This window comes from Candidatus Clostridium radicumherbarum, from assembly GCF_045310525.1.
GTDB lineage: Bacteria > Bacillota > Clostridia > Clostridiales > Clostridiaceae > Clostridium_AT > Clostridium_AT radicumherbarum.
Window position 1 is genome coordinate 122,026 of the sequence record NZ_JBJHZY010000001.1, and the last position, 26,153, is coordinate 148,178.

General features: G+C 33.1%; 25 protein-coding genes. 11 read left to right on the forward strand and 14 right to left on the reverse strand.

Features of this window, described 5'->3' with window-relative positions; translation table 11 throughout:
* The first annotated feature begins 36 nt into the window (after window positions 1-36).
* The 8 genes from ACJDUH_RS00675 to ACJDUH_RS00710 all read left to right on the forward strand — a co-directional run bounded on the left by ACJDUH_RS00675 (window position 37) and on the right by ACJDUH_RS00710 (window position 9,428).
* Window positions 37-1,248 carry a sugar ABC transporter substrate-binding protein gene (locus ACJDUH_RS00675; RefSeq protein ID WP_406763225.1) on the forward strand — a complete coding sequence of 404 codons (1,212 nt, stop codon included), beginning with the start codon at window positions 37-39 and terminating at the stop codon, window positions 1,246-1,248.
* A 75-nt stretch (window positions 1,249-1,323) separates the two neighbouring features.
* Window positions 1,324-2,262, forward strand: coding sequence for a carbohydrate ABC transporter permease (locus tag ACJDUH_RS00680; RefSeq protein ID WP_406763226.1), 939 nt, complete (start codon window positions 1,324-1,326; stop codon window positions 2,260-2,262).
* Window positions 2,263-2,264: 2 nt separating this feature from the next.
* Entirely contained in the window at window positions 2,265-3,161 is an 897-nt protein-coding gene (locus tag ACJDUH_RS00685; protein WP_406763227.1) for a sugar ABC transporter permease, read from the forward strand.
* Between the two features lie 128 nt (window positions 3,162-3,289).
* A complete protein-coding gene (locus ACJDUH_RS00690) occupies window positions 3,290-5,023 on the forward strand; it encodes a glycoside hydrolase family 13 protein (RefSeq protein ID WP_406763228.1) in 1,734 nt (577 codons plus the stop codon).
* An 83-nt stretch (window positions 5,024-5,106) separates the two neighbouring features.
* Window positions 5,107-6,114 carry an ABC transporter ATP-binding protein gene (locus ACJDUH_RS00695; RefSeq protein ID WP_406763229.1) on the forward strand — a complete coding sequence of 336 codons (1,008 nt, stop codon included), beginning with the start codon at window positions 5,107-5,109 and terminating at the stop codon, window positions 6,112-6,114.
* 65 nt (window positions 6,115-6,179) lie between these two features.
* On the forward strand, window positions 6,180-6,941 hold the full coding sequence (locus tag ACJDUH_RS00700) for an ABC transporter permease (protein ID WP_406763230.1): 762 nt from the start codon (window positions 6,180-6,182) through the stop codon (window positions 6,939-6,941).
* Between the two features lie 5 nt (window positions 6,942-6,946).
* Entirely contained in the window at window positions 6,947-7,738 is a 792-nt protein-coding gene (locus ACJDUH_RS00705; RefSeq protein ID WP_406763231.1) for an ABC transporter permease, read from the forward strand.
* A 19-nt stretch (window positions 7,739-7,757) separates the two neighbouring features.
* Window positions 7,758-9,428, forward strand: a complete 1,671-nt coding sequence (locus ACJDUH_RS00710) for a glycoside hydrolase family 13 protein (protein ID WP_406763232.1) — start codon at window positions 7,758-7,760, stop codon at window positions 9,426-9,428.
* Between the two features lie 62 nt (window positions 9,429-9,490).
* Here the strand turns inward: ACJDUH_RS00710 and ACJDUH_RS00715 are convergent, their stop codons facing one another.
* Both ACJDUH_RS00715 and ACJDUH_RS00720 read right to left on the reverse strand, forming a co-directional pair.
* On the reverse strand, window positions 9,491-9,946 hold the full coding sequence (locus ACJDUH_RS00715) for a DMT family transporter (protein WP_406763233.1): 456 nt from the start codon (window positions 9,944-9,946) through the stop codon (window positions 9,491-9,493).
* Between the two features lie 47 nt (window positions 9,947-9,993).
* Window positions 9,994-10,416: a DMT family transporter gene (locus tag ACJDUH_RS00720; protein ID WP_406763234.1), complete on the reverse strand. Its 423-nt coding sequence runs from the start codon at window positions 10,414-10,416 to the stop codon at window positions 9,994-9,996.
* Window positions 10,417-10,544: 128 nt separating this feature from the next.
* Here ACJDUH_RS00720 and ACJDUH_RS00725 point away from each other — a divergent pair, with 128 nt between their 5' ends.
* Window positions 10,545-11,234: a cyclic nucleotide-binding domain-containing protein gene (locus ACJDUH_RS00725; RefSeq protein ID WP_406763235.1), complete on the forward strand. Its 690-nt coding sequence runs from the start codon at window positions 10,545-10,547 to the stop codon at window positions 11,232-11,234.
* Between the two features lie 107 nt (window positions 11,235-11,341).
* On the opposite strand, the gene dhaM is transcribed toward ACJDUH_RS00725, so the two are convergent.
* The 10 genes from dhaM to ACJDUH_RS00775 form a co-directional block, all read right to left on the reverse strand.
* The gene (dhaM, locus tag ACJDUH_RS00730; protein ID WP_406763236.1) at window positions 11,342-11,728 is read right to left on the reverse strand and encodes a dihydroxyacetone kinase phosphoryl donor subunit DhaM; all 387 of its coding nucleotides are present in this window, start codon (window positions 11,726-11,728) and stop codon (window positions 11,342-11,344) included.
* A gap of 2 nt (window positions 11,729-11,730) precedes the next feature.
* Entirely contained in the window at window positions 11,731-12,375 is a 645-nt protein-coding gene (gene dhaL, locus ACJDUH_RS00735) for a dihydroxyacetone kinase subunit DhaL (protein WP_406763237.1), read from the reverse strand.
* Between the two features lie 18 nt (window positions 12,376-12,393).
* Window positions 12,394-13,389 (reverse strand): dihydroxyacetone kinase subunit DhaK, encoded by a 996-nt coding sequence (gene dhaK / locus ACJDUH_RS00740; RefSeq protein WP_406763238.1) that lies wholly within the window; start codon window positions 13,387-13,389, stop codon window positions 12,394-12,396.
* Between the two features lie 94 nt (window positions 13,390-13,483).
* Entirely contained in the window at window positions 13,484-14,188 is a 705-nt protein-coding gene (locus ACJDUH_RS00745) for an MIP/aquaporin family protein (protein WP_406763239.1), read from the reverse strand.
* Window positions 14,189-14,232: 44 nt separating this feature from the next.
* Complete coding sequence (gene glpK / locus ACJDUH_RS00750; RefSeq protein ID WP_406763240.1) at window positions 14,233-15,723, reverse strand: glycerol kinase GlpK; 1,491 nt, start codon at window positions 15,721-15,723, stop codon at window positions 14,233-14,235.
* 56 nt (window positions 15,724-15,779) lie between these two features.
* Window positions 15,780-16,358, reverse strand: a complete 579-nt coding sequence (locus tag ACJDUH_RS00755; RefSeq protein WP_406763241.1) for a glycerol-3-phosphate responsive antiterminator — start codon at window positions 16,356-16,358, stop codon at window positions 15,780-15,782.
* 65 nt (window positions 16,359-16,423) lie between these two features.
* Window positions 16,424-16,795, reverse strand: a complete 372-nt coding sequence (locus ACJDUH_RS00760; RefSeq protein WP_406763242.1) for a DUF1667 domain-containing protein — start codon at window positions 16,793-16,795, stop codon at window positions 16,424-16,426.
* A gap of 2 nt (window positions 16,796-16,797) precedes the next feature.
* Window positions 16,798-18,057: an NAD(P)/FAD-dependent oxidoreductase gene (locus ACJDUH_RS00765; RefSeq protein ID WP_406763243.1), complete on the reverse strand. Its 1,260-nt coding sequence runs from the start codon at window positions 18,055-18,057 to the stop codon at window positions 16,798-16,800.
* A gap of 14 nt (window positions 18,058-18,071) precedes the next feature.
* A complete protein-coding gene (locus ACJDUH_RS00770) occupies window positions 18,072-19,508 on the reverse strand; it encodes an NAD(P)/FAD-dependent oxidoreductase (protein ID WP_406763244.1) in 1,437 nt (478 codons plus the stop codon).
* A gap of 183 nt (window positions 19,509-19,691) precedes the next feature.
* Window positions 19,692-20,702, reverse strand: coding sequence for a DUF3048 domain-containing protein (locus tag ACJDUH_RS00775; protein ID WP_406763245.1), 1,011 nt, complete (start codon window positions 20,700-20,702; stop codon window positions 19,692-19,694).
* 296 nt (window positions 20,703-20,998) lie between these two features.
* Here ACJDUH_RS00775 and ACJDUH_RS00780 point away from each other — a divergent pair, with 296 nt between their 5' ends.
* Together ACJDUH_RS00780 and nrdG are read left to right on the forward strand one after the other, a co-directional pair.
* Window positions 20,999-23,122: an anaerobic ribonucleoside triphosphate reductase gene (locus tag ACJDUH_RS00780; protein WP_406763246.1), complete on the forward strand. Its 2,124-nt coding sequence runs from the start codon at window positions 20,999-21,001 to the stop codon at window positions 23,120-23,122.
* Between the two features lie 12 nt (window positions 23,123-23,134).
* Window positions 23,135-23,650 (forward strand): anaerobic ribonucleoside-triphosphate reductase activating protein, encoded by a 516-nt coding sequence (gene nrdG, locus ACJDUH_RS00785; protein WP_406763247.1) that lies wholly within the window; start codon window positions 23,135-23,137, stop codon window positions 23,648-23,650.
* Between the two features lie 451 nt (window positions 23,651-24,101).
* Here nrdG and rfbG read toward each other — a convergent pair whose 3' ends face one another.
* Both rfbG and ACJDUH_RS00795 read right to left on the reverse strand, forming a co-directional pair.
* Window positions 24,102-25,175: a CDP-glucose 4,6-dehydratase gene (rfbG, locus tag ACJDUH_RS00790; protein WP_406763248.1), complete on the reverse strand. Its 1,074-nt coding sequence runs from the start codon at window positions 25,173-25,175 to the stop codon at window positions 24,102-24,104.
* Window positions 25,168-26,145 (reverse strand): NAD-dependent epimerase/dehydratase family protein, encoded by a 978-nt coding sequence (locus ACJDUH_RS00795; protein ID WP_406763249.1) that lies wholly within the window; start codon window positions 26,143-26,145, stop codon window positions 25,168-25,170. Before ACJDUH_RS00795 ends, rfbG begins: the two co-directional genes overlap by 8 nt.
* Between the last annotated feature and the right edge of the window lie 8 nt (window positions 26,146-26,153).

Consider the following 26,153-nt stretch of genomic DNA (forward strand, 5'->3'; position numbering starts at 1 on the left):
AATAAACAATAATATATTTTAAAGGGGGAAAATTTGATGAAAAAAAGTTCAAAGGTTTTAGCATCAGCTTTAACACTTATGCTAGTTGCAACAGCTTTTGTAGGATGCGGTAAAAAGACAGACAGCACAGCAGCAGTAAAGAAGGAATCCAAAAAGATAGTTGTATGGTCACATCTTACTGATGATGAGGTTGCAGCTATTAAACCAATAGCTCAACAATGGGCAACTAAGACAGGTAATACAGTTGAAGTATTAGCTGATAAAGGAGATTTTAGTGCATTTGCACAGGCTGCTGTAAGCTCAAAGGCAGCAGATATCATGTTCGGTTTAGCTCATGATAACCTTGGTGGTTTTTACAAAGCAGGTGTTTTAGCAGAAGTTCCAGCTAATACAATAGATACCTCAAAATATAATGAAAATGCTATTAATGCAGTTTCCTTTGATAAAAAAATGTATGGTATTCCTCTATCAATTGAAACATTAGCATTATTCTACAATACAGATAAAGTTACTACACCTCCAACTACTTTAGATGACTTAATAGCTCAAGGTAAAAAAGTTGGTTTTCATTATGAAGCTAAGAATCTTTATCACAGCTATGCATTCGTTTCAGGATTTGGCGGATATATATTCAAGGATAATGGTGGAGCATTAGATCCAAATACTATAGGGCTTGACAATGAAGGAGCTATAAAGGGTTATGAAACTCTAGCTACATTTGGTAAAGAGCTTGGAATGAAGTCAAGTGTTGATTCAGGAGCTGCTGGCGGAGAATTTAAGGCTGGCAAAATCGGAATGTATATAAGTGGACCATGGGATGTAGAAAGCTTCCAAAAGGCAGGAGTTCATTTTAAAGTTGCTCCATTACCAAGTATAGATGGAAAGCCTGCAACTCCATTCTTAGGAGTTCAAGCTGCATTCGTTAATGCTAAATCAAAGAATCAAGCTGAAGCTTGGGACTTAATGAAATATTTAGTAGCTAATACTGAACAGGCATTATTTGATAAGGGCCACAGAATACCAGCTGTTAAGGATTCTCCATTAAAGGATCAATTAGCAAAAGGTGATTTAGCAGGGTTTATTGAGCAAGCTAAAACAGCTTACCCAATGCCAAATATTTCTCAAATGGGATCAGTTTGGGCAGCAAACGGAGACTTTGCACTATTAGTAGATGGAAAATTATCAGCTAAAGATTATGCTGCTAAATATACTAAAGACGTAAAGGATCAAATAGCTCAAGCAAAATAATATTTAAGGTATAACATAATTGATGGTAGGAGGGGGACAGAGACCCCTCCTATTTAATAATGAAAGGGGATAGCGATGAAAAAAAAGAGAAAGAAAACTAGTTTCTTTGATCGTATTAGAGGTTACGTATATTTATCACCAGCACTTATATCAATATTTTTTCTAAGCTTATTGCCTATTGCGTATACCGTTTATATAGCGTTTACCAATTATAACTTAGATCATATGGACAATTTTAAACTTGTTGGACTGGCTAATTTTAAACAGATATTAAATGGTCCCCTAAAGCCTATATTTTTACCTGTATTTGTATGGACACTTATATTTGCTTCAGTAGTAACTCTTGGAAATTATTTTATAGGTTTATTAATTGCAATGTTGCTTAACAATTCCAATATGAAGGAAAGAGGACTATACAAAGGATTATTTATCATTCCTTGGGCTCTTCCAAGTACTATTGCAATATTATCTTGGCAAGGACTTTTAAATGAAGAATATGGTCCAATTAATTTAATACTAAAAAAGTTACACATTATTCAAAATAATATACCATGGCTTACAGATGGAAACTGGGCAAGAGTAGGAGTTCTAATAGTAACAATTTGGTTAGGATTTCCATATATGATGAATGTTGCACTTGGTGCACTGTCTTCAATTCCAGACACCTATTATGAGGCAGCAGAAATAGATGGAGCAAGTTGGTGGCAAAAATTTACTAAGATTACACTACCATCTTTAACTTCCTCATCAATACCACTACTTATATCTTCCTTCTCATTTAATTTTAATAATTTTGGTGCGGCTTATTTAATAACTGGCGGAGGTCCGGCAAAGGCTTCTGGATCAGTGTTTGCTGGATATACAGATATTCTTGCAAGTTCCGCATTTAAGATGGTTAACGTTGTATATAGATATGATTTAGCTGCAGCACTTAGCATTTTGATATTCATATTAATTGGAACTATTAGTATATTCCAAATGAAATTATCAGGTGCTTTTGAGGAGGTGGACTAACATTGAATAATCAAACTAATACTAAAAAAGATGTTGAATTAGTTTATAAGCATAGATTAAAACCTAGTGAAAGGAGAAATCTTTGGATAAGTAGAATAATAATATGGGTTATGCTTATTATTGTGCTTTTCCCACTAGTATCCATAATAGTTGCTTCACTTTCCAAAGGAAATTATTTTTATCAGGGGACATTTTTTCCAAGTGAAATAACCTTTGATAATTACAAGGGCCTATTTTCCGGAGACGTTTCTAAAGGAGGAAACTTTCCAATTTGGGTTAAAAACAGCTTGCTATTATGTAGTACTGTTGCTATATTAAACTTATTTTTAACAGGTACAGCAGCTTATGCATTTTCAAGATTAAGATTTAAAGGCAGAAGATATGGACTAATGTCTTTACTAGTGCTGCAAATGTTTCCTGCTATGATGACAATTTCCGCAATATATTTTATGCTATATAAATTGGACTTAATTGATAATCTATGGGCTCTAGTGGTAATATTTGCTTGCGGAAGCGCCTATAATATATGGCTTTTAAAGGGTTATTTTGACAGTCTTCCTAGAGAGCTTGATGAGGCAGCTATGGTGGATGGTGCAAGCCATTGGAAGGTATTTACTAAAATTATAATGCCTCTAGCAAAGCCTATGCTTGCAGTTATGTTCCTATTTAGTTTTATTGGAACCTATAGTGAGTATATAATAAGTTCAGTAGCATTAAAATCACCAGAAAATTACACTGTGGCTCTGGGACTTAGGAGCTTTATAAATAATCAATTTTCTGCAAATTGGACTGCCTTTTCAGCAGCTGCAGTAATTTCATCAGTACCTATTGTTATAATTTTCATGCTTCTTCAAAGGTTCATACAAAAGGGCCTCGTTGCTGGAGCTGTTAAAGGTTAATAAAATAAATATAATAAAATATAGGTATTTACAAAGCTTACAATATTTAAACGTCTTTGTGGATACCTTATATTTATGTTAGTGGATGTTTAGAAAAAGTGATTTAGACTAAGGAGGCAGAATAAGCTATGAACAAACATGCAATTTTTCATATATTAGATGTGCCATATGTATATGGAATAGATAAAGAAAATTTAATAGTAAGAATAAGAACAGCAAAAGGTGAAATGAAAAGCTTAATTATTCATTACAAAGACAGATATGATTGGGAAAATCCTTTTAATAAGAAGAAAATGTTTTTAGCAGAAACTGATTCACTCTTTGATTATTATGAGGTACAGCTTCATGTTAAGGAGCAAAGGTACAGGTACTTTTTTGAACTCAAAGATAATGAGGGTAATATAGAATTCCTTAATGAAAGAGGAGTTTTGCAAAGCTTAAAGGAACCAAAAGAACAGGAATGCTTTCAATTCCCATTTCTAAATCCTGCTGATGTATATGACAGCCCGTCCTGGGCCTATGAAGGTATTGTGTATCAGATATTCCCAGATAGATTTTATAATGGTGATAAAACTAATGATCCAAAGGGGACCTTAACCTGGGGTGACAAAGTAACTCCCCAAAGTATGTTTGGGGGAGATCTTCAAGGCATAATAGAAAAGTTAGACTATTTAGAGAAACTAGGGATAAATATAATTTATTTAACTCCAATTTTCGAATCAACTACAAATCATAAATATAATACAAAGGATTATTTTAAAGTTGATCCTTCCTTTGGAGACACCGCAAAAGCAAAGGAATTGATTGATAAATGCCATAAGAGAAATATTAAGGTTGTATTTGATGCAGTGTTTAATCATTCTGGCAGTGATTTTTTTGCCTTTGAGGATGTAGTTAAAAAGGGGGAGAAGTCTAAATATAAGGAGTGGTTTTATATTAATGACTATCCAGTAGACAAAGAAAAAGTGAATTATTTAACCTTTGCAAATGATGTAAGTACAATGCCTAAATTAAATACTGAAAACCCTGAAGTTGTAGAATATCTTTTAAAAGTAGCTGAATACTGGATAAAAGAGGTTGGCATTGATGGCTGGAGGCTTGATGTTTGCGACGAGGTAGATCATGCTTTTTGGAGGGAATTTAGAAAGACAGTAAAAAAAGCTAATCCCAATGCAATAATTATAGGTGAAATTATGCATGAAGCATCAGCGTGGCTTAAAGGGGATCAATTAGACAGCATAATGAATTATCCTATAAAAAACCTTTCAGTAGATTTTTTTGCTAAAAGAGTAATAAGTGCAGAAGAATTTGATAATGGGCTTACTTATAATAGAGTTATATATACTAAAAAGGTGAATATGAATATGTTTAACCTTATTGGAAGTCATGATACCTCTAGATTCTTAACTGAAAGTAAAGAGAAGGTAGAAAGATTAAAGCTTGCAGCAGTGTTTCAATATACTTACATTGGTATGCCCTATATTTATTACGGTGATGAAGTTGGAATGGCTGGAGGCAATGATCCTGAATGCAGAGGCTGCATGATTTGGGATGAAAAGAAGCAAAATGGAGATTTATTTAATTTTTATAAAACACTAAATGAAATAAGAAAAGAAAACAAGGCTTTAATCTATGGTGAATACAAGTCCATTTATAATAAAGATAATTTAATTGCGTATATGAGAACTTTTGAAGAGGAACAGATTATCGTCCTCTTAAACAATAGCGATGAGGAGTATACAGTTAAGCTTGAAGCAGTTAATGGAAAATATCTTGATTTATTAAATAAAATTGAAATTAACCTTCAAAATTGTATATCTCTTAAAGCTAATGATATTAAAATTTTAAAATTAGTGAAATAATAAAGAATTTGCAGCTCAGCTAAAGAAGCAATTAGGAATTAATATAATTTTTACTTATTAATTCATTGAAAGTAGGTGACAAAGTGATACATGTTGAAAACCTAACTAAAGAATTTAAGTTATATAAAAAACAGCCTGGCTTTATGGGTACTGTTAAGGGGCTTTTTAGTAAGGAGGTTGAAATTAAAACTGCTGTAGATAATATTAGCTTTCATATTGATGAAGGTGAAATTGTGGGCTACATAGGTGCTAATGGTGCAGGAAAATCAACAACTATTAAAATGATGACTGGTATTTTGGTACCAACCTCAGGTAAATGTACTGTTAATGGAGTAGTACCCTATAAAGAAAGACAAAAAAATGCAAAGCAAATAGGAGTTGTTTTTGGACAGCGAACTCAGCTTTGGTGGGACCTGCCTCTTACTGAGACCTTTTCAATTTTAAAGGAAATATATGAGGTAAATAATGAAGACTATAAAAAAAGAATGACCTTCTTTAACGAAGTACTAAATATAAATGAATTCATAAGTAGTCCTGTGAGAACTCTATCTTTAGGACAGAGAATGAGAGCTGATTTAGCAGCTGCCTTAATTAATAATCCTAAAATATTATATCTTGATGAGCCAACAATTGGTCTTGATGTTATGGTTAAGGAAAATATACGAAAGGCTATTAAGGAAATAAATAAAGAATATAAAACTACAGTTATTCTTACTACCCATGACTTAGACGATATAGAAGAACTATGTAATAGAATTATTATTATTGATAAAGGTAAGGCAGTTTATGATGGAAGTATAGATGAGATAAAGGATAAGTTTGGCTATATGCGAACAGTCCAAACCTTAGTTAAAGACGTAAAGGCTGCAAGACAAATTGATATAGTAAAAGAATTTAAACTTTCTAGGGAGGATGTAAATACTTCTATAGTGGACAATAGTCTCATAGTTAATTTTAATAGAAATAAAATAAGCATTTCAGATATTGTTGGTCATATAATGGCAAAGGTTCAAGTTATGGATATTAATATAAAGGATACAGATATAGAGGAAATAGTTAAGAAAATTTATAGCCATGAGGTGAAAATATAATGGGCTATATTAAAAAGAAATTTAGATTATATTGGCCTTTTGGAAGAGGGGTTATTCAGACCCTAATGAGTTATAGGGCTAATTTCTTTATGTTTGTTTTTGGAAATTTAATGAGAACCTTTGTATTATATTATCTTTGGAAGGCGGTATTTATAAGTTCAGCTTCAAGCTCTTTAAATGGTTTTAGTTTAAAGGATATGATTATTTACATATTTATGAGCAACATAACTGCAGGAACTATTACTACTGGAGCAGACCAAGATATTGGACATGAAGTTAGAGACGGCTCCATAGCAATGAATTTGATTAAGCCTATTAATTATCAAGTAAGAATATTTTTTATGTCCTTAGGTGGTTTTGTTTATCAATTCTTCTTTGTATTATTGCCTGTGTGGATAGGATTAATTGCAGTAAGATTTTTTACCCTTAGGGAAGTTCCTCCTGATTTTGGAACCATTTTGCTTTATTTATTCAGCATGCTCCTTGGCTTTATAGTAAGCTACTTAATGAACTTCTGCTTTGGACTTTTAGCCTTTTATGTTACAAATATGTGGGGAATAAGCCAAATAAAAGAGGCAGTATTGTTGTTTTTTTCAGGACAACTTATACCAATTGCATTTTTTCCTTTAGCTATGCAAAACATAATGCAGTTTTTTCCTTTTAGTTCTCTAAACTATATACCTGTTATGATTTATATTAAAAAGCTCACAGGAATAGCTTTGCTTCAGTCCTTAGGAATTCAGCTGTTTTGGGTGGTTTTCTTGTATTTCTTAAGTAAGTGGCTTTGGAATAGAGCAATAAATAAGCTGGTTATATTAGGAGGTTAGAGAAGTTGAGAAAGTATTTTAGATTATATATTAAGTTTTTAAGCCAGTATTTAAAATCACTTATGGAGTATAAAGCTGATTTTTTTATAGGTCTTTTTGGATTTGTAGTAATTCAAGCTACGGGTATTGCTTTCTTATATTTAGTGTTTCAAAGAATTCCAAGCTTAAATGGCTGGACCTTTGATGAAATATTATTTATTTATGGCTTTGCTCAGCTTCCAAGAGGCCTTGACCACCTGTTTACAGATAACTTATGGCTTTTAGCAGGAAGAATTATTGTACGAGGTGAATTTGACAGGTACCTATTAAGACCAATAAATCCATTATTTCATCTTATAGCTGAAAGATTTCAGCCAGACGCTTTTGGAGAACTGGCCGTAGGAGTAGCTTTAATTATAACTTCTATTTCAAAATTAAAGCTTTCATTTAGCTTTATAGATATAATGATTTTTATTATTGTAGTTATTTGCGGATCTATTATTTATACCTCAATAAAATTATTTTTCGCTTCTTTTGCCTTTTGGCTTAAATTTAGTCAATCAATACTATTTATGAATTATATGTTGTCTGATTTTACTAAGTATCCTTTATCTATTTATTCCAAATGGATAAGAATAATTTTAACCTTTATTGTTCCATTTGCATTTACAGCCTTTTTCCCTGCAGGCTACTTCGTTGGTAAGATTGATATATATACAGCTGTAGGAGGTACTGCTTTAGCCGCATTAGTTTCATTTATAATTGCATATTCAACTTGGAGCTTAGGAATAAGGGCCTATGAAAGTGCAGGGTCATAAAAACAACTTGGAGGAAATTATGGATAGAAAATGGTGGAAAGAGGGCATAGTATATCAAGCCTATGTCAGAAGCTTTAAGGATTCAAATGGAGATGGAATAGGTGATTTAAAAGGAATCATTGAAAAACTTGATTATTTAAAAAACCTAGGCATTGATATACTTTATCTAAACCCAATAAATAGCTCTCCTAATTATGATAATGGCTATGACATAAGTAACTTTGAAGATATAATGGAGGAATTTGGAACACTAGAAGATTTTGATGTACTTATTAAAGAATTACATAATAGAAGTATGAAGCTAATTATGGATATTGTAATTAATCATACTTCACATGAGCATCCTTGGTTTAAAGAAAGCAGAAAGTCTAAGGATAATCCCTATAGAGATTACTATATTTGGCAGCCAGGCAGAAATAATGGTGTCGTGAACAACTGGGGTTCCTTCTTTGGGGGCAGTGCCTGGGAGTATGATATAACTACTGATGAATATTATCTTCATATTTTTTCAAAGGAGCAGCCAGATTTAAACTGGGAAAATGAAAGCTTAAGAGAAGAAATAAAAGAAATGATTAGGTTTTGGATAGATAAAGGTGTGGATGGCTTTAGAATTGACGCCATTAATCATCTGGCTAAGGATATGAATTTTCCAGATGCTCCAATAGAGCAAGGTACAAAATACGGAAATTTTATAAAGTATGTACAAAATTTACCCAAGGTACATGAGTATATTAAGGAAATTCGAAGAGATGTTTTTAAGGATGATTATCATGTACTAATTGGAGAAACAGGTGGCATAAGCTATCATAATACAAAGCTGTATACAGGTGCTGAGGCTAGAGAATTAGACATGATATTTCATTTTGATATGAATGGAATTGGTTTTGGTAAAAAGCCCTGGGAGAAGGCTTCAATCAATTTAATCAAGGATTTAAAAGAAAAAATGACTGGCTGGCAGTTGATAAAGGAAGAAGAGGGCTGGTGTCCACTTTTTTACTCTAATCATGATAGTACAAGGACAGTATCAAGACTTGGTGAGGATAAAAAATATAGAAAAGAATCTGCAAAAATGCTAGCCATGCTTCAGCTTACCCAAAAGGGTACACCATTTATTTACTATGGCGATGAAATTGGAATGACTAATGCAAATGAATTCAAACTTGAAGATTATAGGGATATTGCAATTTTTAATAGATATAAAGAGCAGGTGGAAACTGGGGTTGTAAGTGAAGGAAACTTTGTTATGGGGCTTCATAATACCTCCAGGGACAATGACAGAACACCTATGCAGTGGGATTCTACTATGAATTCAGGCTTTACAACTGGGAAGCCTTGGATTAAGGTGAATTCTAATTATAGTGAAATAAATGTTAAAGAGCAGCTTGAAGATAAGGACTCAATAATTAACTTCTATAAAGAGTTAATAGCAATAAGAAAGGTATATCCAGTATTAGTATATGGAAGCTTTCAAGAGTTAAATCATGAACATGAGGAAGTTTACTCATATATTAGGGAACTTTATGGGGTAAGGTTATTAATAATTGTAAATTTTTTTGAAAATAATGCAAGCTATAAGCTCCCTATTGATATTAACATCTCGGAAGCCAAGTTATTAATATCAAATTATAAAAATATAAATAAAGAAGATTTTTGTTTGAAACCTTATGAAAGCAGATTATATATTTTGTAGTATATCAGCATTGAACCAAAAGAAAATAAGTTTTAAAAGAAAAAACTTACTAAAATTAGATTTTAGCAAGTTTTTTCTTTTAAAAGCCTTTTGTCTATTATTAAATTATAGGAAAGTCCTAAAAATACAAGTAGTCCTCCAATAATTTTACCTAGTGAGATTAATCCCTGAGAAAAATAGTCAATTATTATTCCAGTAAAAAGCTGTCCAACAAATATAATTAATGTGAGATAGAAAGCAGATATCTTTGGTGTAATGAAATTAGAAATAGACACAACAATAACACCAAGCAATCCACCAAGGAAAGCCCAGATGGGTACAGATTTTAATAGGTTAGTAGAAAGCTTTAAATAATCACTGCTTATTAGTAAAAATATGAAGGAGAAAAATAAGCCTACTACATAATTAAAAAAGGTCCCTTCTAATAATCCTATTTTATTTGCTAACATGGAATTTATATTTCTTCCTAAAACAATTGAAGCACCTGCAGCAATTGAAGCTAAAACTATCATTAACATAGCTATTCCCCCTAGTATTCCTTATTCAGCTCCTAACTTTTAAGCTGTTAATAAAAAGTCATAATTACTATACCTATGATTATTATGATTAAACCTATTAGCTTTTGTTTCTTAAACTTATAAACTTCAGCTCCAAGAAGTCCATAGTGATCAATAACTATTGAAATTATTGATTGACCTAACAATCCTAAAGCAAGAGTTAAAGAAGCTCCAATATAATTAAAGCTTAAATTATTAAATAAAACGGTAAAAACTCCAATAGCACCTGCACTATAAAGGTAAATTGGAATATTATTATGAAGGTTAAGTTTTATTCTTTTAATAAGCAAAATACAACTTATGCATATTAGCCCTATTATATGGATGATTACTATTGATGAGTAAGTACCGGTATTTTTTGATAGTGCTCCATTAACGGCTAGCATAACAGTAATTAAAATACCAATTAACGCTGAAAGTAGTTTATACATAAAATCCCTCCATTTAGTTCTATCTTAAAATTAACATAGAACTAAAGAATATTACTATGACATATGTCATAGTAAAAATGATATAATGTAGCTAGCTTATATTATTAATGGTTTAGGGGAATGAGCTAATGAGAGAAATAGCTAATATTAAAAAGTTGAATTACTATGTTTCAAAATATAATATAAATGATATTTTTAGCACTGATATGAAACCATATATGGAACTATTCTTTTTTAACAAAAATGAATATATATGTAAAGCAAATGAGAAATTAGATTATCTATTATTCTTCGTTAAAGGCAAAGCAAAGGTATATGGGTCTTTAAGCAATGGAAAGTCTCTGCTGCTTTGCTTTTATAAGCCCTTTATGATAATAGGTGATGTTGAATTTTTGCGTTCTGAAACAGCAAATTCAAACGTTCAAGTAATAGAAGATACCTATTGCGTTGGTATATCTTTTGATAACATTATTAAATTTGCATTTGATGATTCCAAGTTTTTAAGATCTGCATGTGTTTGGTTAGGTGAGAAACTTATTAGGCTTAGTAAAAATAGCTCCATTAATTTGTTATACCCGCTTGAAAATAGATTAGCAAGTTTTATTTTGGCTACTTGTAATGAAAGCAAAGATAAGAACAAAATTATTTTCCAGGGTAATTTAACAGAGGTTTCGGAACTTTTAGGAACAAGCTATAGACATCTTTTAAGAACTTTAAATTTACTTTGTAGTGAAGATGCTATAAAAAAGAATGAAAACTATTATGAAATTATAAATACAAGTATATTAGAGAAGCTTGCAGGAGAATTGTATGAATAAAGATAGAGAGTAAAAAGTATACTGCTAATCTAAAGAAGAATGAAAGACTATAAAAATTTAGCTGTGCTAAGAGTAAAAGCATTTATTTCACCTTTAGCACAGCATTTTTATATTTTGCCAAGTTTTAATTTTTCAATACTATGAACTACTTCATCAATAGTCAAACCCAAGCTGATTTGAACTGCTGCAGTTAAAGCACCTTCCACTAAAGCAGCATCTACTATATAAATGTTATCTTTTCCTTCAAGTATTAGTGCTTCTTTTACAAGTTCAGCAGCCATGTAGGAGCTTCCAAGATCAAAAAACACTAAAACTCCATCTTCGGTATAAATATCAGATAGTGCTTTATATATTTTGTCATAGCTGCTTCCAAGTAAGCCTTCAATTGTCCCGCCGGCTGCAGCTATTTTAACTTCTGGAGTCATTTCTAACGCTAAATCTTTAACTCCATGAGCAATTTTTTCACTATGAGATACTATAAACAATGATACCATTACTAAGTCTCCTTTATAGCTTTAACAGTTTCATATATGGAGGTCAATATTAAATAGCTTGAAGTAGCACCGGGATCTTGATGCCCTATACTTCTATGGCCTAAATAGCTTGCCCTGCCTTTTCTAGCTGCAATTGTTTTAGTAAATTCCACTCCAGCTTCTGCTGCTAGGCAGGCATTTTTTAATGCATCTATAGTACTAAGGTTATTTTCAATGGAACTATTTATTTCTTCAAAGGCTGGAATAAGAGCATCCAACATGGTTTTGTCGCCTTTTTCAGCTCCGCCTCTTAATTTAATACCACCAATTGCAGCATTTAATATGTCTCTGAAGTCTAATAAAGTTACCTCCGACTTTCCTATAAGTAAAGGTGCTGCTTTCATAAGAGCAGTACCGTAAAGGGGACCTGAAGCTCCACCAACATTTGATACAATTGCCATACCAGATAGCTTCAATATATCAGACAAGTCTTTAATAGGGGAAGTTTTAAGTTTCTCAGAAACAGCCTTAAAGCCCTTATTTAGGTTTATTCCATGATCTCCGTCACCAATGGATGCATCAAGGTCTGTTAAAAACTGCTTATTTAAAAGAATAGTTTGTTCTATATTATTAAATATGTGTATTACATCATTTAAAGTAAGTGGCATTTTAATTCCTCCAATTAGTTAAAATTGTTTGAAAGCAGGCGTATCAGCCGAAGCATCTAAAAGTTCTTTTAACTCTTCATCAAGTTTAAGGATACTTATTGAAAAACCTGCCATCTCAATTGAAGTCATATATTCTCCGACTAAAGTCTTATAAACATTAACTCCCTTTTCTTCTAATATCTTGTTTACTTTTCTGTTAATAATAAATAGCTCCATTAATGGAGTTGCTCCCAAGCCATTTATCATAATAGCAACCTCATTATTTTCATCTAAAGGCATATCTTCAAGAATTCTTCCCATTAGATGGCTGACAATTTCATCTGCAGCTTTTAATTCTTCTCTATGAGTTCCTGGCTCTCCATGAATACCCATACCAACTTCCATCTCATTTTCAGCCAAGGTAAAGTTTGGCTTTCCTGCAGCAGGCACTATACAAGGCGTTAAGGCCATGCCCATACTTCTAACATTAGCTATTACCTTAAGAGCTGCTGACTTTACTTCCTCTAGATTAGCACCAGTTTCAGCTTTTGCACCAGCAATTTTGTGAACAAAGACTGTACCAGCTATACCTCTTCTTCCAATGGTCCAGGTGCTGTTTTGAACAGCCACATCATCATCTACTATGACGCTTTCAACCTTTATGCCTTCCATCTCTGCCATTTCCTTTGCCATATCGAAATTCATAACGTCGCCAGTATAATTCTTGATGACAAGAAGTACTCCAGCATCTGTAGCAACAGCTTTTATAGCTTCATAAACCTGATCTGGAGTTGGTGATGTGAAAACAGCTCCTGCTACAGCTCCATCTAACATTCCTTTTCCAACAAAGCCTCCATGTGAAGGCTCGTGTCCACTGCCGCCTCCGCTGATTAAGGACACTTTATCTGTCTTTTTTACTTTTCTTACTAGTACATTTGCATTCTCAAGCTTTTCCACATATTTTGGGTAAGCATAAACCATACCCTCCAATAGTTCCTCAACTACAAGTTCAGGGTTATTAATTACCTTTTTCATTTATTAAGGCCCCTTCCAATAATAATTTTAAATAGAGTAAGGCTCTTTACCTTACTCTATAAATTTATAATAGTTTTTTAGTTGTTTAACGATTTTAGAATATTAAATGGAAAACTAGTGCCGCTAGTAAAGCACCACAAATAGGACCTAAAACAGGAATCCAAGAGTAAGCCCAATCGGAATCACGCTTACCAGCAACAGGAAGTACAAAGTGGGATAAACGTGGACCAAGGTCTCTTGCAGGATTCATTGCATACCCTGTAGTTCCACCGTAAGAAAGTCCTAGTCCAAATATTAACAAACCAACAGTTAGTGGACCAAATCCTTGAACCATATTAGCTGTTCCTAAACCTAAAATACCGAACATTAGTATGAAGGTTGCTATTACTTCGCTTATAAAGTTTGTTTGATAGTTCCTAATAGCTGGACCAGTACAGAATACTCCAAGTTTTGCATCTTTGTCATCTGTAACTTCCCAGTGGCTTCTGAAGTTAATCCAAACTATAACGCCCCCAATAAATCCTCCCAGCATCTGAGCTATGATGTAACCAGGCACATCAGCCCATGCAAATTTGCCTAAAGAAGCTAATGCAATTGTTACTGCAGGATTAAAATGACCACCGCTTATTGGTCCAAAAATGTATACTGCTAAAGCGACTCCAATTGCCCAGCTAGTTGTAATTACAATCCATCCAGAGCCGTTACCTTTAGTTTTATTTAAAACTACATTACCAACAACAGCATCTCCAAACAATACTATTATCATTGTTCCTAAACACTCAGCTAATAAATGTGACATTTAAATTTACCCCCTTTTATTTTTATAATAAATTTATTATGACTTTACTTAGCCCAGCCTAGTGATCTGTCAACCGCCTTATGCCAGCCCTCTAAAAGTTCTTCTCTCTTAGCAGCATTCATATCAGGAGCAAAGCTTCTTGATATAGCCCAGTTCTTAGTTATGTCTTCTTTATCTTTCCAATAACCTACTGCAAGACCAGCTAGATAAGCTGCACCAAGCGCTGTTGTTTCTATAACCTCTGGTCTGTCAACTTGAACACCTAATATATCTGACTGGAATTGCATTAAGAAGTTATTAGCACAAGCACCGCCATCTACCTTTAAGGCTTCAAGCTTAATGCCCGAATCTTCTTCCATAGCTTTTAATACATCGTTTGTCTGATAAGCTAAGGATTCAAGAGTTGCCCTGATTAAATGTTCCTTTTTCGCTCCTCTAGTAAGACCTACGATAGTTCCTCTTGCATACTGATCCCAATAAGGTGCTCCAAGTCCAACAAAAGCAGGTACTACATAAACTCCATTAGTATCTTCAACTGCTTCAGCGAAGCTTTCAGAATCTGAAGCTTTCTCAACTATTTTAAGTTCATCTCTAAGCCATTGGATAGCAGCACCTGCTATAAATATACTTCCTTCAAGTGCATATTCAACTTTACCATCTGCTCCCCAAGCAATTGTGGTTAAAAGACCATTCTTTGAAGCAACAGCTTTTTCACCTGTGTTCATAAGCATGAAACAGCCAGTTCCATAGGTATTTTTTGCAGTTCCTGGTTTATGACAAACTTGGCCAAATAGGGCAGCCTGCTGATCCCCAGCAGCTCCAGCTATAGCTATTTCTCCGCCTAGTAATGCAGCATCTGTATGTCCATATATGCAGCTAGAAGGTTTAGCTTCTGGAAGCATAGCAACAGGTATGTTTAATCTTTCTAGTATTTCTTTGTCCCATTCCAATGTGTGTATGTTAAACAGCATAGTTCTAGAAGCATTGCTATAATCTGTTACATGAACCTTTCCCTTAGTTAGATTCCAAATTAGCCAAGTATCAATATTTCCAAATAACAAGTTGCCTTTTTCAGCTTCTTCTCGAGCTCCTTCAACATTATCAAGTATCCATTTAACCTTAGTACCTGAAAAATATGCATCTACTATAAGCCCAGTTTTTTCTCTGATATTTTTATCAAAGCCTTCAGCCTTAAGCTCATCACAGAAACCAGCTGTTCTTCTGCACTGCCAAACTATTGCATTATAAACTGGTTTGCCAGTGTTCTTATTCCAAACAACAGTTGTTTCTCTTTGATTAGTAATACCAATAGCTGCAATGTCTTCTGCAGTAATGTTAAGCTTTTGCATAGCTTCTACTGCAACACTTATTTGTGTTGACCATATTTCCATAGGATCATGCTCAACCCAGCCAGCCTTTGGGTAGATTTGGGTAAATTCCTTTTGCGCAACACTTTGAATTAAGCCTTTTTCATTAAAAAGTATACATCTTGAACTGGTTGTCCCTTGATCTAAAGCCATAACATATTTGCTCATGATTAATTAACCCCCTAAGTTTTTTTATCAAAAGAGACTTTAAGAAAACAACTATCTTAAAGGCTCATTTCTTCAAATTCCCAAAGCTCTACTGTGGATGTTGAAATTGCCTTAGCACCAGCACTAAGTGCTTCAATGGCATCTCTTTTATTTTTTATAAGCCCTCCTGCAATTATAGGCTGCTTTATTTTCTCTCCTAGGGTTTTTATAGCTTTGCTAGCTATTCCTGGAAGCACCTCTACAGCGCTGGGAGAGAAGGTATGAATATTTTTAATACTTGTTTCGAAGGACAGAGAATCTAGCATAAATATTCTTTGAATAGTAAACATACCTAAATTTGATGCGTACTTTAAACAAATACCTTTGGTAGATATAACTCCATACGGGTGAATAGTTTCCTTTATAAATTCAACGCCTTTTTGATCTGATTTAAGTCCTTCAATCATATCAAGATGAATGAAGACTATTTTCTTTCTTGTGAGTAAAGCCTCGCATATTTCCTTAATATTCAAAACGTTTCCATATAGAACAAAAACTATTTTTATGTTGCTTTTTAATATAAGCCTTAAATCTTCATTATTTCTAATAGCACCTACCACAGGATTATCAACCAATAGTCCTTCGAAACTATTCATAACTATTCACCTTCTATATTGAATTTTTATGACAAGCACTCAGCATTTATTACAATATATTCTTGTTAATAATTAAATTTTTTTATATTTCTTGTAGCTACAACATCAACGCCAGTATCCAAAATGTTTTTATAAACTACATCACCTATTCTGATAGGTGCAGTTACAACGATGCCTTTTAATAATCTTAAGCAGTCAAAAACTTTATTTTTAGGAATATCCTTTTCTGTTTTTACTGAAAGGATAGGGTAATCTCCATTAATAACAGCAACTGTTGTGGTTACAATTCTTGTAGGATTTGTACATTCCTTAATTGCATAGTTATCTCCAATTTTGCAGGAGCTGCCTGTAACCTTTATATTTCCTTTATTATCAAGCTCTACAAGTAAGGAGCAGCCAAGGGGGCAGCCAATGCAGGTTAATTCTTTCTTTTCCATATTTAAATGCTCCTTTCCACCTTAAATGTAATTGAAGCTGTATTTGGGTTTTTTGAAAACATATGGTTAGTTAGTATTACTTCCTCCATTTCCCCAGGAGTCAATATTTTTTTCTTTCTAGTAATAACTTTTTTATCATCAAAATAAACGGCAATAGAAGCTCCTTTGTATACATTGTCAACTCTAAAGCGTACTGTAATATTATCAGATATTGCTGAAGGAGTTATAAATTGAGGAACAGTATAACGCACTCCATCTACAGCCATAATAGGTACCTTATTATTATTTTTTAGTAAGCCCTTTATATAAACACTTGCATTTTTACCTGCTATATAGCTTTCAGTAGTTACATTATCAACTAAATCATGTACATGAAGCACATTGCCGCAGGCAAAAATACCAGAAACATCTGTTTGAAGATAACTATCTACCAAAGCACCACCAGTTATTTGAGAAAGCTTTACGCCGGCTTTCCTTGAAAGTTCATTTTCAGGTAGTAATCCTACGGAAAGCAGTAATGTATCACACTTTATATATTCTTCACTTTCTTTAATAGGTTTTCTATCACTTCCTACCTTTGCTATTGTTACTCCTTGAAGCCTGTCTTTACCGTGTATTTTAACTACAGTATGACTTAGCATTAGAGGAATATCGTAATCGTCTAGACATTGAACTATATTTCTTTTTAAACCGCTTGAATAAGGAAGCAGTTCAACCACAGCTTTCACCTTGGATCCTTCAAAACTCATTCTTCTTGCCATTATAAGACCTATATCCCCTGAACCTAATACTACTACTTCTTTTCCTGGCATAAAGCCCTTCATATTAACAAACTTTTGTGCTGAGCCTGCTGTCATTATTCCAGTACATCTTGTACCAGGAATAGTAAGTGCACCTCTAGGTCTTTCTCTGCAGCCCATTGCAAGTATAATTGCCTTTGCTTTAATTTCTAATAGCCCGTCATCTGGATTTACGGCATAAATTGTTTTATCTTCTGTAATATCAAGCACCATAGTATTAATTTTATATGGAATGGAAAGTTCGTCTATTTTATCTACAAACCTTTGAGCATATTCAGGTCCTGTAAGCTCTTCTTTAAAGGTGTGAAGACCAAAGCCGTTATGGATACATTGAATTAATATCCCTCCAAGATAAGCTTCCCTATCCAATATTAAAAGCTTAGCTATTCCATTTTCTTTTGCTGCTATAGCGGCAGCCAGCCCAGCTGGGCCCCCGCCTATAATTACTAAATCATAATTCATTTTTCATCCTCCCACTAAATATTTTCTTTGCTTAGGCCAATTAATATTTTAGACTGTCTGCCAAATTTCGTAATTTCAGTTGGAGGAAGATTAAGTTCTGATTGCAATATTTCCATAACCCTTGACATGCAAAAACCTGCCTGGCACCGTCCTGCACCAGCACGTGTTCTTCTTTTAACACCATCTAGATCCTTTGCTCCTAAGGGTCTTTTAATTGCATCTAAGATTTCACCTTCAGTTACATATTCACATCTGCAGACTATTCTGCCGTATTCAGGTTTCTTATTTATAATTTTCTTTTTTTCTTCTAAATTAAGTTCATTAAATCTTACTATGCCTTTACGCTTTGGATTAAAGGTTTTATTTACTTCAGGCTTTAATTTATTAACAACAATTTCAGTAATAATTTCACCAATTAAAGGTGAGCAGGTTAAACCAGGAGATTCAATGCTGGCCGCATTTATAAATCCAGAAACATCAGCAGTCTCTCCTAAAATAAAATCATCTTTCTCACTTCTTGCTCTTAAGCCGCTAAAGGAAGTAATTACACTGCCTATTGGAATATGTTTTACACTTAGTAAAGCCTTCTCCATTATGTCTTCTAAACCTTCGCGGGTGGTGCTTACATCCTCCTTATCTTCTATATCCACGGCATTAGGTCCAACTATTAAGTTTCCATCAGTAGTGGGAGATACTAAAATTCCTTTACCAAGCTTTGTTGGAAGCTGGAATAAGGTTTTATCTGCAATATTACCAATATATTTGTCAAATAAATTATATTCACCCTTCCTAGGTACAATGGTGAATTTATTTTCACTAAGCATATTATTAAACTTGTCACTGTATACACCAGCTGCATTTACTACAAGTTTTGATACAATAATTTCACTAGCAGTTTTTATTTCAAAAACATTATCTATTTTTTTAAGCTCCAAAACTTCGGAATTAAAACTAAATTCCACACCATTTACATAGGCGTTTTCCGCTAAAGCTATAGTTAAGTTAAAAGGGCAAACTATTCCTCCAGTGGGGGCATAAAGAGCAGCCACTACCTTATCTGTTACTGATGGTTCCATCCTCCTAACTTCTTCACCAGTTAGAATTTCTAAGAAAGGAACCCCATTTTTATCTCCTCTTTCCTTTAATTCATAGAGCTTATCCATATCCATTTCATCAAAACAAAGCACCAAGGAACCATTTCTTCTAAAATGAAAATTCAAGTCTTCTGAGAGCTTATCAAACATTAGATTAGCCTTTGCATTTAAGCTACCTTTTAGAGTTCCAGGCTTTGCATCAAAACCTGCATGGACTATAGCGCTGTTTGCTTTACTTGTACCACAGCATACATCATTTTCTTTTTCTAACACCAAGGTTTTAAGTTTATATTTAGATAATTCTCTTGCAATTGAACAGCCAATTACACCTGCTCCGATAATGACCACATCATACATTTTCATCACCTCTATGCTAAAATAGGGCAAAAAAACCTTAGGACAACTTTTCAGTGAATCCTAAGGTTCTCATAATCTCAACCTTAACTTTTTTTATTCTTTTCTTTACATATATATTATTAATTTCTTAAAATATTATTGATTTATAAAACTTTATATTATAATTTTTAATATTTAAAAATTTTATTCAATTATAACAGTATTGCTTTTGTCAATAATATGCCACCAGGTATTACCAGGAGCTAGTGGTATATTTAAGCCATTTTCATCCTTAATGGCTGTTTGAGAAGTTAAATTCTTTTTAGACCATTTCATTTTTGTACATTTTCCATTACTTATAACATACCCATTTCCTTCTCCTACAAGTGAAATATCTAAGTGCTGATTATCCTTTTGAAGCTTTATGTCCGTAATTTGTATGATAATGTTGATGGCTGTAATAGGAGCGTTATTTTCTTTATCTGTTGAAGCCTTTCCATCCATAGATTTATAATATTTGCCTTCTTTATAAATATAATCAGTTTTATAATACTTATTTAAGTTAAGAGAAACACTATTTGCTGTTAGTAAACTGTCACTAGCCCAAAAGTCTTTATTAAAGGTTAGCTTAACAGTGGATGGTTTTATATAATCTTTTTCAGTAATTAATTTTCTAAGATTCTCTGCAGAAGTATAGAGGTTGTGAGGTGCTTTTCTTACTGTATCTCTTGAGTAGTACTTACCATAAGTAAACTCATTAAGGCTCATAAGCTTTTCATTTTCTATCATGGCTTTAGCCTCATCACTGTAACCGCAGTGAGCAAAAGGCAGAGAATATTCCTTTGAAATATTTAGAAAATAGGGCCTTGCACTCCTTATAGGTCCTATTTTACTTGGATTATTCTTTTGAAAAAGTGCAATGAATCTAGGAATTCCGCCCTCAGCCATGGTTTCATATACAATATCAGCGCCCGAAAGCCCAGACTGAGGCCTTGCATCTTTAGAATTTTCTATAATTGCCATGAAAGAAATATTATCATAGGTGCTTTTATCTACTTCTTCACCTGTATAGGCAGAAAAATAATGTACTTCCTCAGGGCTTGGTTTAATATTATTACTAATTGCATTTAAGGCTTTATTCTGATGCCTTAAATAGCCATATGAAAAACTGATTATTAGAACAATTATCAAAAATATATATTTTTTTTGTTTCATTCTTATATCTCCTAAATTCATTATTTTAAATATGGAATTAATATCTGAAGATGAAAAACGTATTCTTTATTAGCTAATTTATATTCTTTATAATTATTTTTATGTCAGTAATTTAACTAGATAAGTTTTTTTATATAAATCAACAGCATAATATATTTCAAAAATGAAAGAAATAAGAGGTAAATTAACCTAATATGCCATATCATAACTTTAAGGTTAATTAAGAAATTGCTGAAAAAATTTTCACAAGTTATAATTATAAAGATACAATATATGGTGCTCAAGGAGGGGGATATATGCTACATGTTGTAAAAAGAGATGGCAGAAGGGTTGAGTTTAATTCCCTTAAAATTACCAAGGCCATTAAAGGCGCTGCTGAGGAGATTGCATTTAACTTAAAGGATAGTGAAGCAATAGAATTATCTCAGAGGGCAATTAAAAAAATCGAAGACTTAGAAAAAGAAGAAATTGATGTAGAAGAGATCCAGAACATAGTAGAAGGTATGCTATCTGAAAGCGAGTTTCCGCTTTTAAAAGCTACATATGAGAACTACAGAAAAGAAAGAACCAAAGTAAGAGAAATTAAATCTGATTTAATGAGAGCTATTGAACAAATTGGGGTTGAAACGGATCGCGACAATGCAAATATTGGAAACAACTTCAGCTCAAAGCTCTTAAGAATAGCAAGTGAGTCAAACAAATGGCACAACTTAGCTATGATGCCAAAATATTTAGCAAAATCTCACGAGAATGGTGATATTTACTTTCATGACCTAGATTCATACAACCTGACCACTAATTGTTTACACCTGCCAACGAGAGAAGTTCTTGAAAAAGGTTTTAACACAGGTTATGGTACTATAAATAAACCAAGAAGAATAGAATCAGCAGCTGAGCTTTCCTGCATATTGCTGCAGAGTACACAAAATGATATGTTTGGTGGTCAATCCCATCCAGACTTTGATAATGACATGGGCGTATTTGTAGAACCTACAAGAACGGAAATAAGGGAAGAATTAATTGAACTAGGACTAGAGGGAAAAGCTCTTGATGAAGCAGTTGAGAAAAAACTTAATAAAACTATTCATCAAGCAATGCAGGGTATAGTTTACAACCTTAATACCATGCATTCACGTGCAGGATCGCAAGTTCCGTTTTCTTCCATAAATATAGGAATACCACACACAAAGGATGCAGCCTTAGTATGTGAGATATTTTTACTAGAATATGATAAGGGGTTAGGTAAAGGAGAACAACCAATATTCCCAAACATAATCTTTAGGGTTAAAGAAGGAGTAAATAGGGAACCAAGGGATCCATATCACTATTTATTTAAGCTAGCATGCAGAGTTGCTAGTAAGAGAATGAACCCTACGTTTATGAATATTGATGCAGATTTTAATAAGGCATATTATGATAAAGGGTATATGCCTGCTACAATGGGGTGTAGAACCTATATAATGTCAAATATTAACGGGGAGCCAGGGGCAAAGGGAAGAGGTAATATTGCACCAACTACGATTAACCTTCCTAGACTTGGCATTCTTGCAAAGGGTGATATAGATAAATTCTTTTCACTGTTAGATTCTAGATTGGAGCTTTCAAAGGAATCACTGTTGCATAGGTATGGTGTACTTAAGAGACTAAAAATAAAAGATTTACCTTTTGTTGCAGGGCAGGGACTTATGAAAGGCTCAGAGAACTTAGCTCCAAATGATTCAATAGAACCTATTTTAAAGCAGGGAACCTGGTCTATAGGTTTTATTGGTCTTGCTGAAACCTTAACTGCCTTAATAGGAAAGCATCATGGAGAAGTTGAAAATGCCAGAGAATTAGGCTTTAAAATAATATCTCATATTAGAAACTATACCGATAAGCTTACACAGGAAACTAAGCTTAATTGGAGTACCTATGCTACGCCTGCAGAGGGTTTAAGCGGAAGATTTATTCTTCAAGATAAAAAGGTATTTGGAGAAATTAAAGGAGTTACAGATAAGGAATACTATACAAATAGCTATCATATTCCAGTTGGCTTCCCAATATCTATAAAGGATAAAATAGACATAGAAGCACCATTTCATAAGCTTTGCAATGCGGGACACATAAGCTATATAGAATTAGATGACTATCCAACAGAGGATGTAATAATGGATATTCTTAATTATGCTTATAAACATACTAATATAAGCTATATAGGTATTAACTTTCATATTAGATATTGCAAGGACTGCGGAACTTACTTAAGCCATGGAGAACATAAATGCAATAAATGTGGAAGCTATAATATACAGGGAATTTCAAGAATAACAGGCTATCTTAGCTTAGATGAGAGATTTGGAGCAGGAAAATATGCTGAAAGGGCAGAAAGAGTCTCTCATTTAGATAATCACATTAATGTTTATGAAGATGTTAGATTATAGAAGGTGTCATTTGTGGTAGAGAATAATAAAATCAGGCTTGCGGCTATACTTCCTGAAAGCCTGGTAAACGGCATTGGAATTAGAAGAGTATTATTTAGCCAAGGCTGTCCTCATAATTGTGAGAGCTGTTTTAGTCCTCATACTCATTCCTATGAAGGCGGAGCCTTAATAGATATGGATGAAATAATTAATGACATCAAGGTTAATCCGATGCTTAAAGGGGTAACCTTTAGTGGAGGAGAGCCATGGGAGCAGGCAGATAAATTTGCCTATATAGCAAAATCGGTAAAAGCTTTAGGTTTAAATGTTTGGTGCTACACAGGCTATACTTTTGAATATATATTAGAAAATCAATATAAAAGAAAAGGCTGGCAGGAGCTTTTAAACAATATTGACATATTGGTAGATGGTAAATTTCAAAAGGATAAAGCAGATACCAAGCTTAAATTTAGAGGATCAAGTAATCAGAGAATAATAAATGTTAAGGAAAGTCTTGATATGCTTGATGCTGTAGCTATAGACGTTTAACTTAAAATTAGTAAAAGTTTAGCTAAAGAGCGTCTTTTAGCCTCCAACGGAAATTAAACATATTAAAAATGTATAAAGTAGGCTTGGATTGAACCAAACCGTTACGATTTGGACAGTATCGAATTATATTTCCATACTGATAGAGTTGAGCTTAATAAGCTAAATTAGGTGGTACCGCAAAACATAGTCTTTCATCCTATTATGGATGGAAGACTTTTTTATTGTGTGCTCGACATGGTAGTAATCTTGTCGCTTAAAGTCCGATACGGGGGTTAATAGTAAATAAATAAAGTTATTAAATAAAATAAAAAAATAGAATGTGTAAAGCTTTATATTAACTTCTATCCCCAAAATAATAAATGATACAAATAACAAGACTGTTGAACAACTAACAGAATGGTAGCTGCACAGCAGTCCCTTTTTGGGTGGAAAAATTTACACTACTTTATTTTTAGCTTTTACAGTATTCATTAATTTGTTCACTACATAATTCATATATGTCTTGTTTATTATAACTTTTGTACCATTGAACTGTCATTTCAATTGCTTTGTCTATATTCCATTTAGGATACCAATTAAGAAAGAATTTTGCTTTATTTATATCCAAACTTAGAAAGCTTGATTCGTGCAAGTTCTTATTATATATGAAGTTACTTATCCAATTCCCGCTACCCCAATATTTGATGATTTTTTTTGTGAATTCTTCAACATTTATAATACTTTCTTGGTTAGGGCCAAAGTTCCACGCTCCTGAAAATATATGCTCCTGGTTTAACAATTTCTCTCCTAAAGCTAAATAGCCACTTAGGGGTTCAAGTACATGCTGCCATGGGCGAATTGAATTTGGATTCCTTATTACAATTGTTTTATCAGCTTCTAAAGCTCTAATACAATCGGGAACAATTCTATCTGTGGACCAATCTCCTCCTCCGATAACATTGCCGGCTCTCACAGTAGCTATGGCTTTATGATGAAGAGGATATTGATCTACATTAAAAAATGAATTTCTATAAGAAGAAACTAAAATCTCTACACAGCCTTTGCTTGAACTATAGGGATCATACCCTCCTAATGGATCGTTTTCTCTATATCCCCATATCCATTCTTTATTATCGTAGCATTTATCACTGGTTATTATAATCCCAACCTTTGTATTTTCTGTATTTCTTATAGCTTCTAAAATATTCAATGTACCTATAACATTTACTTCATATGTGTATTTTGGATGTTCATATGAGTATCTTACAAGGGGCTGAGCTGCCAAATGAAATACTATTTCTGGCTTATAACTCTTAAATTGAGCATTTAACTTTTCTGTATCTCTTATATCTCCTCTAACATCAATAATTTTTTCCTTGAGTTTTGATAGGGTATAGTTATCTTTATCATTTACCGGATCCAATGCATATCCTATAATCTTTGCACCAATTTTGTTCAGCCAAAGGGCAAGCCAAGATCCTTTAAATCCAGTATGTCCTGTAATTAGAACTGTTTTTCCGTTATATGCATTAATTAATTCAGCCATTACTATCACCAGCCATTTTAAACATATATTTATTTTGCTTGTACCAATTAATGGTTCTTATAATGCCCTCCTCTATATTGATTTCGGGTCTCCATTGAAGCAATGATTTAATCTTGCTTATATTTGCTGCCGGTACCCACATTTCATTTTTTTTATATTTCACAGCTCCGTATAAGGCCTTTCTATCTGTTTTTAAATTCTTGAATATTAACTCCACATAATATTTCAGTGGATAAAGCTCCCCACATGCAATATTAAAAACATCATTTTCTATAGCTTCATTTTTCGCAGCCATAATCATGCCATCTATGATATTTTCTACATAACAATAATCTCTATATTGCTCACAGTTTGTTAATTTTACATCTCTATCTTCTAAAATTGACATTATTATATGACAGAATATTTTATGACGTTCTTCACCTTCGCCAAATATTCCAAAGGGTCTAAGAGTAACAATTTTGATATTATTTTCTTTAGCAATTTGATGAGCGATTAATGTTCCGCTGGCTTTAGTACTTCCATATATACTAACAGGCATAAGATTCATATCTTCACTCATTACTTCTTTTCTATTTCCATACTCAGCACAACTTCCAATATTAATTACCTTACAGCAGTTAATTTCTTTTAATGAGCTTAAAATATTAATAGTACCAATAATGTTAGTGTTAGCTGCTTTAATATAATCATTTTGGGAAGAATCCATTCCATATGCAGCCAAGTGAAAAACATAATCTGGCTTAATCTCGTGAATGCAGCTGTGAACATCTAAAGAATTAGTTATATCAATTTTAATAATTTTAACCTTGTTTAAATATTCTTTTATTCTCCAGGTACTTGTACTGCTTTTATTGAATAAAAATATATTTGCATCCTCACGTAGTAATCTCCTAATAAGGTGAGATCCAATAAAGCCACATCCTCCAGTAATTACGATATTTTTTCCCATAAAGCTAACTTGTCCCATATTTAAAT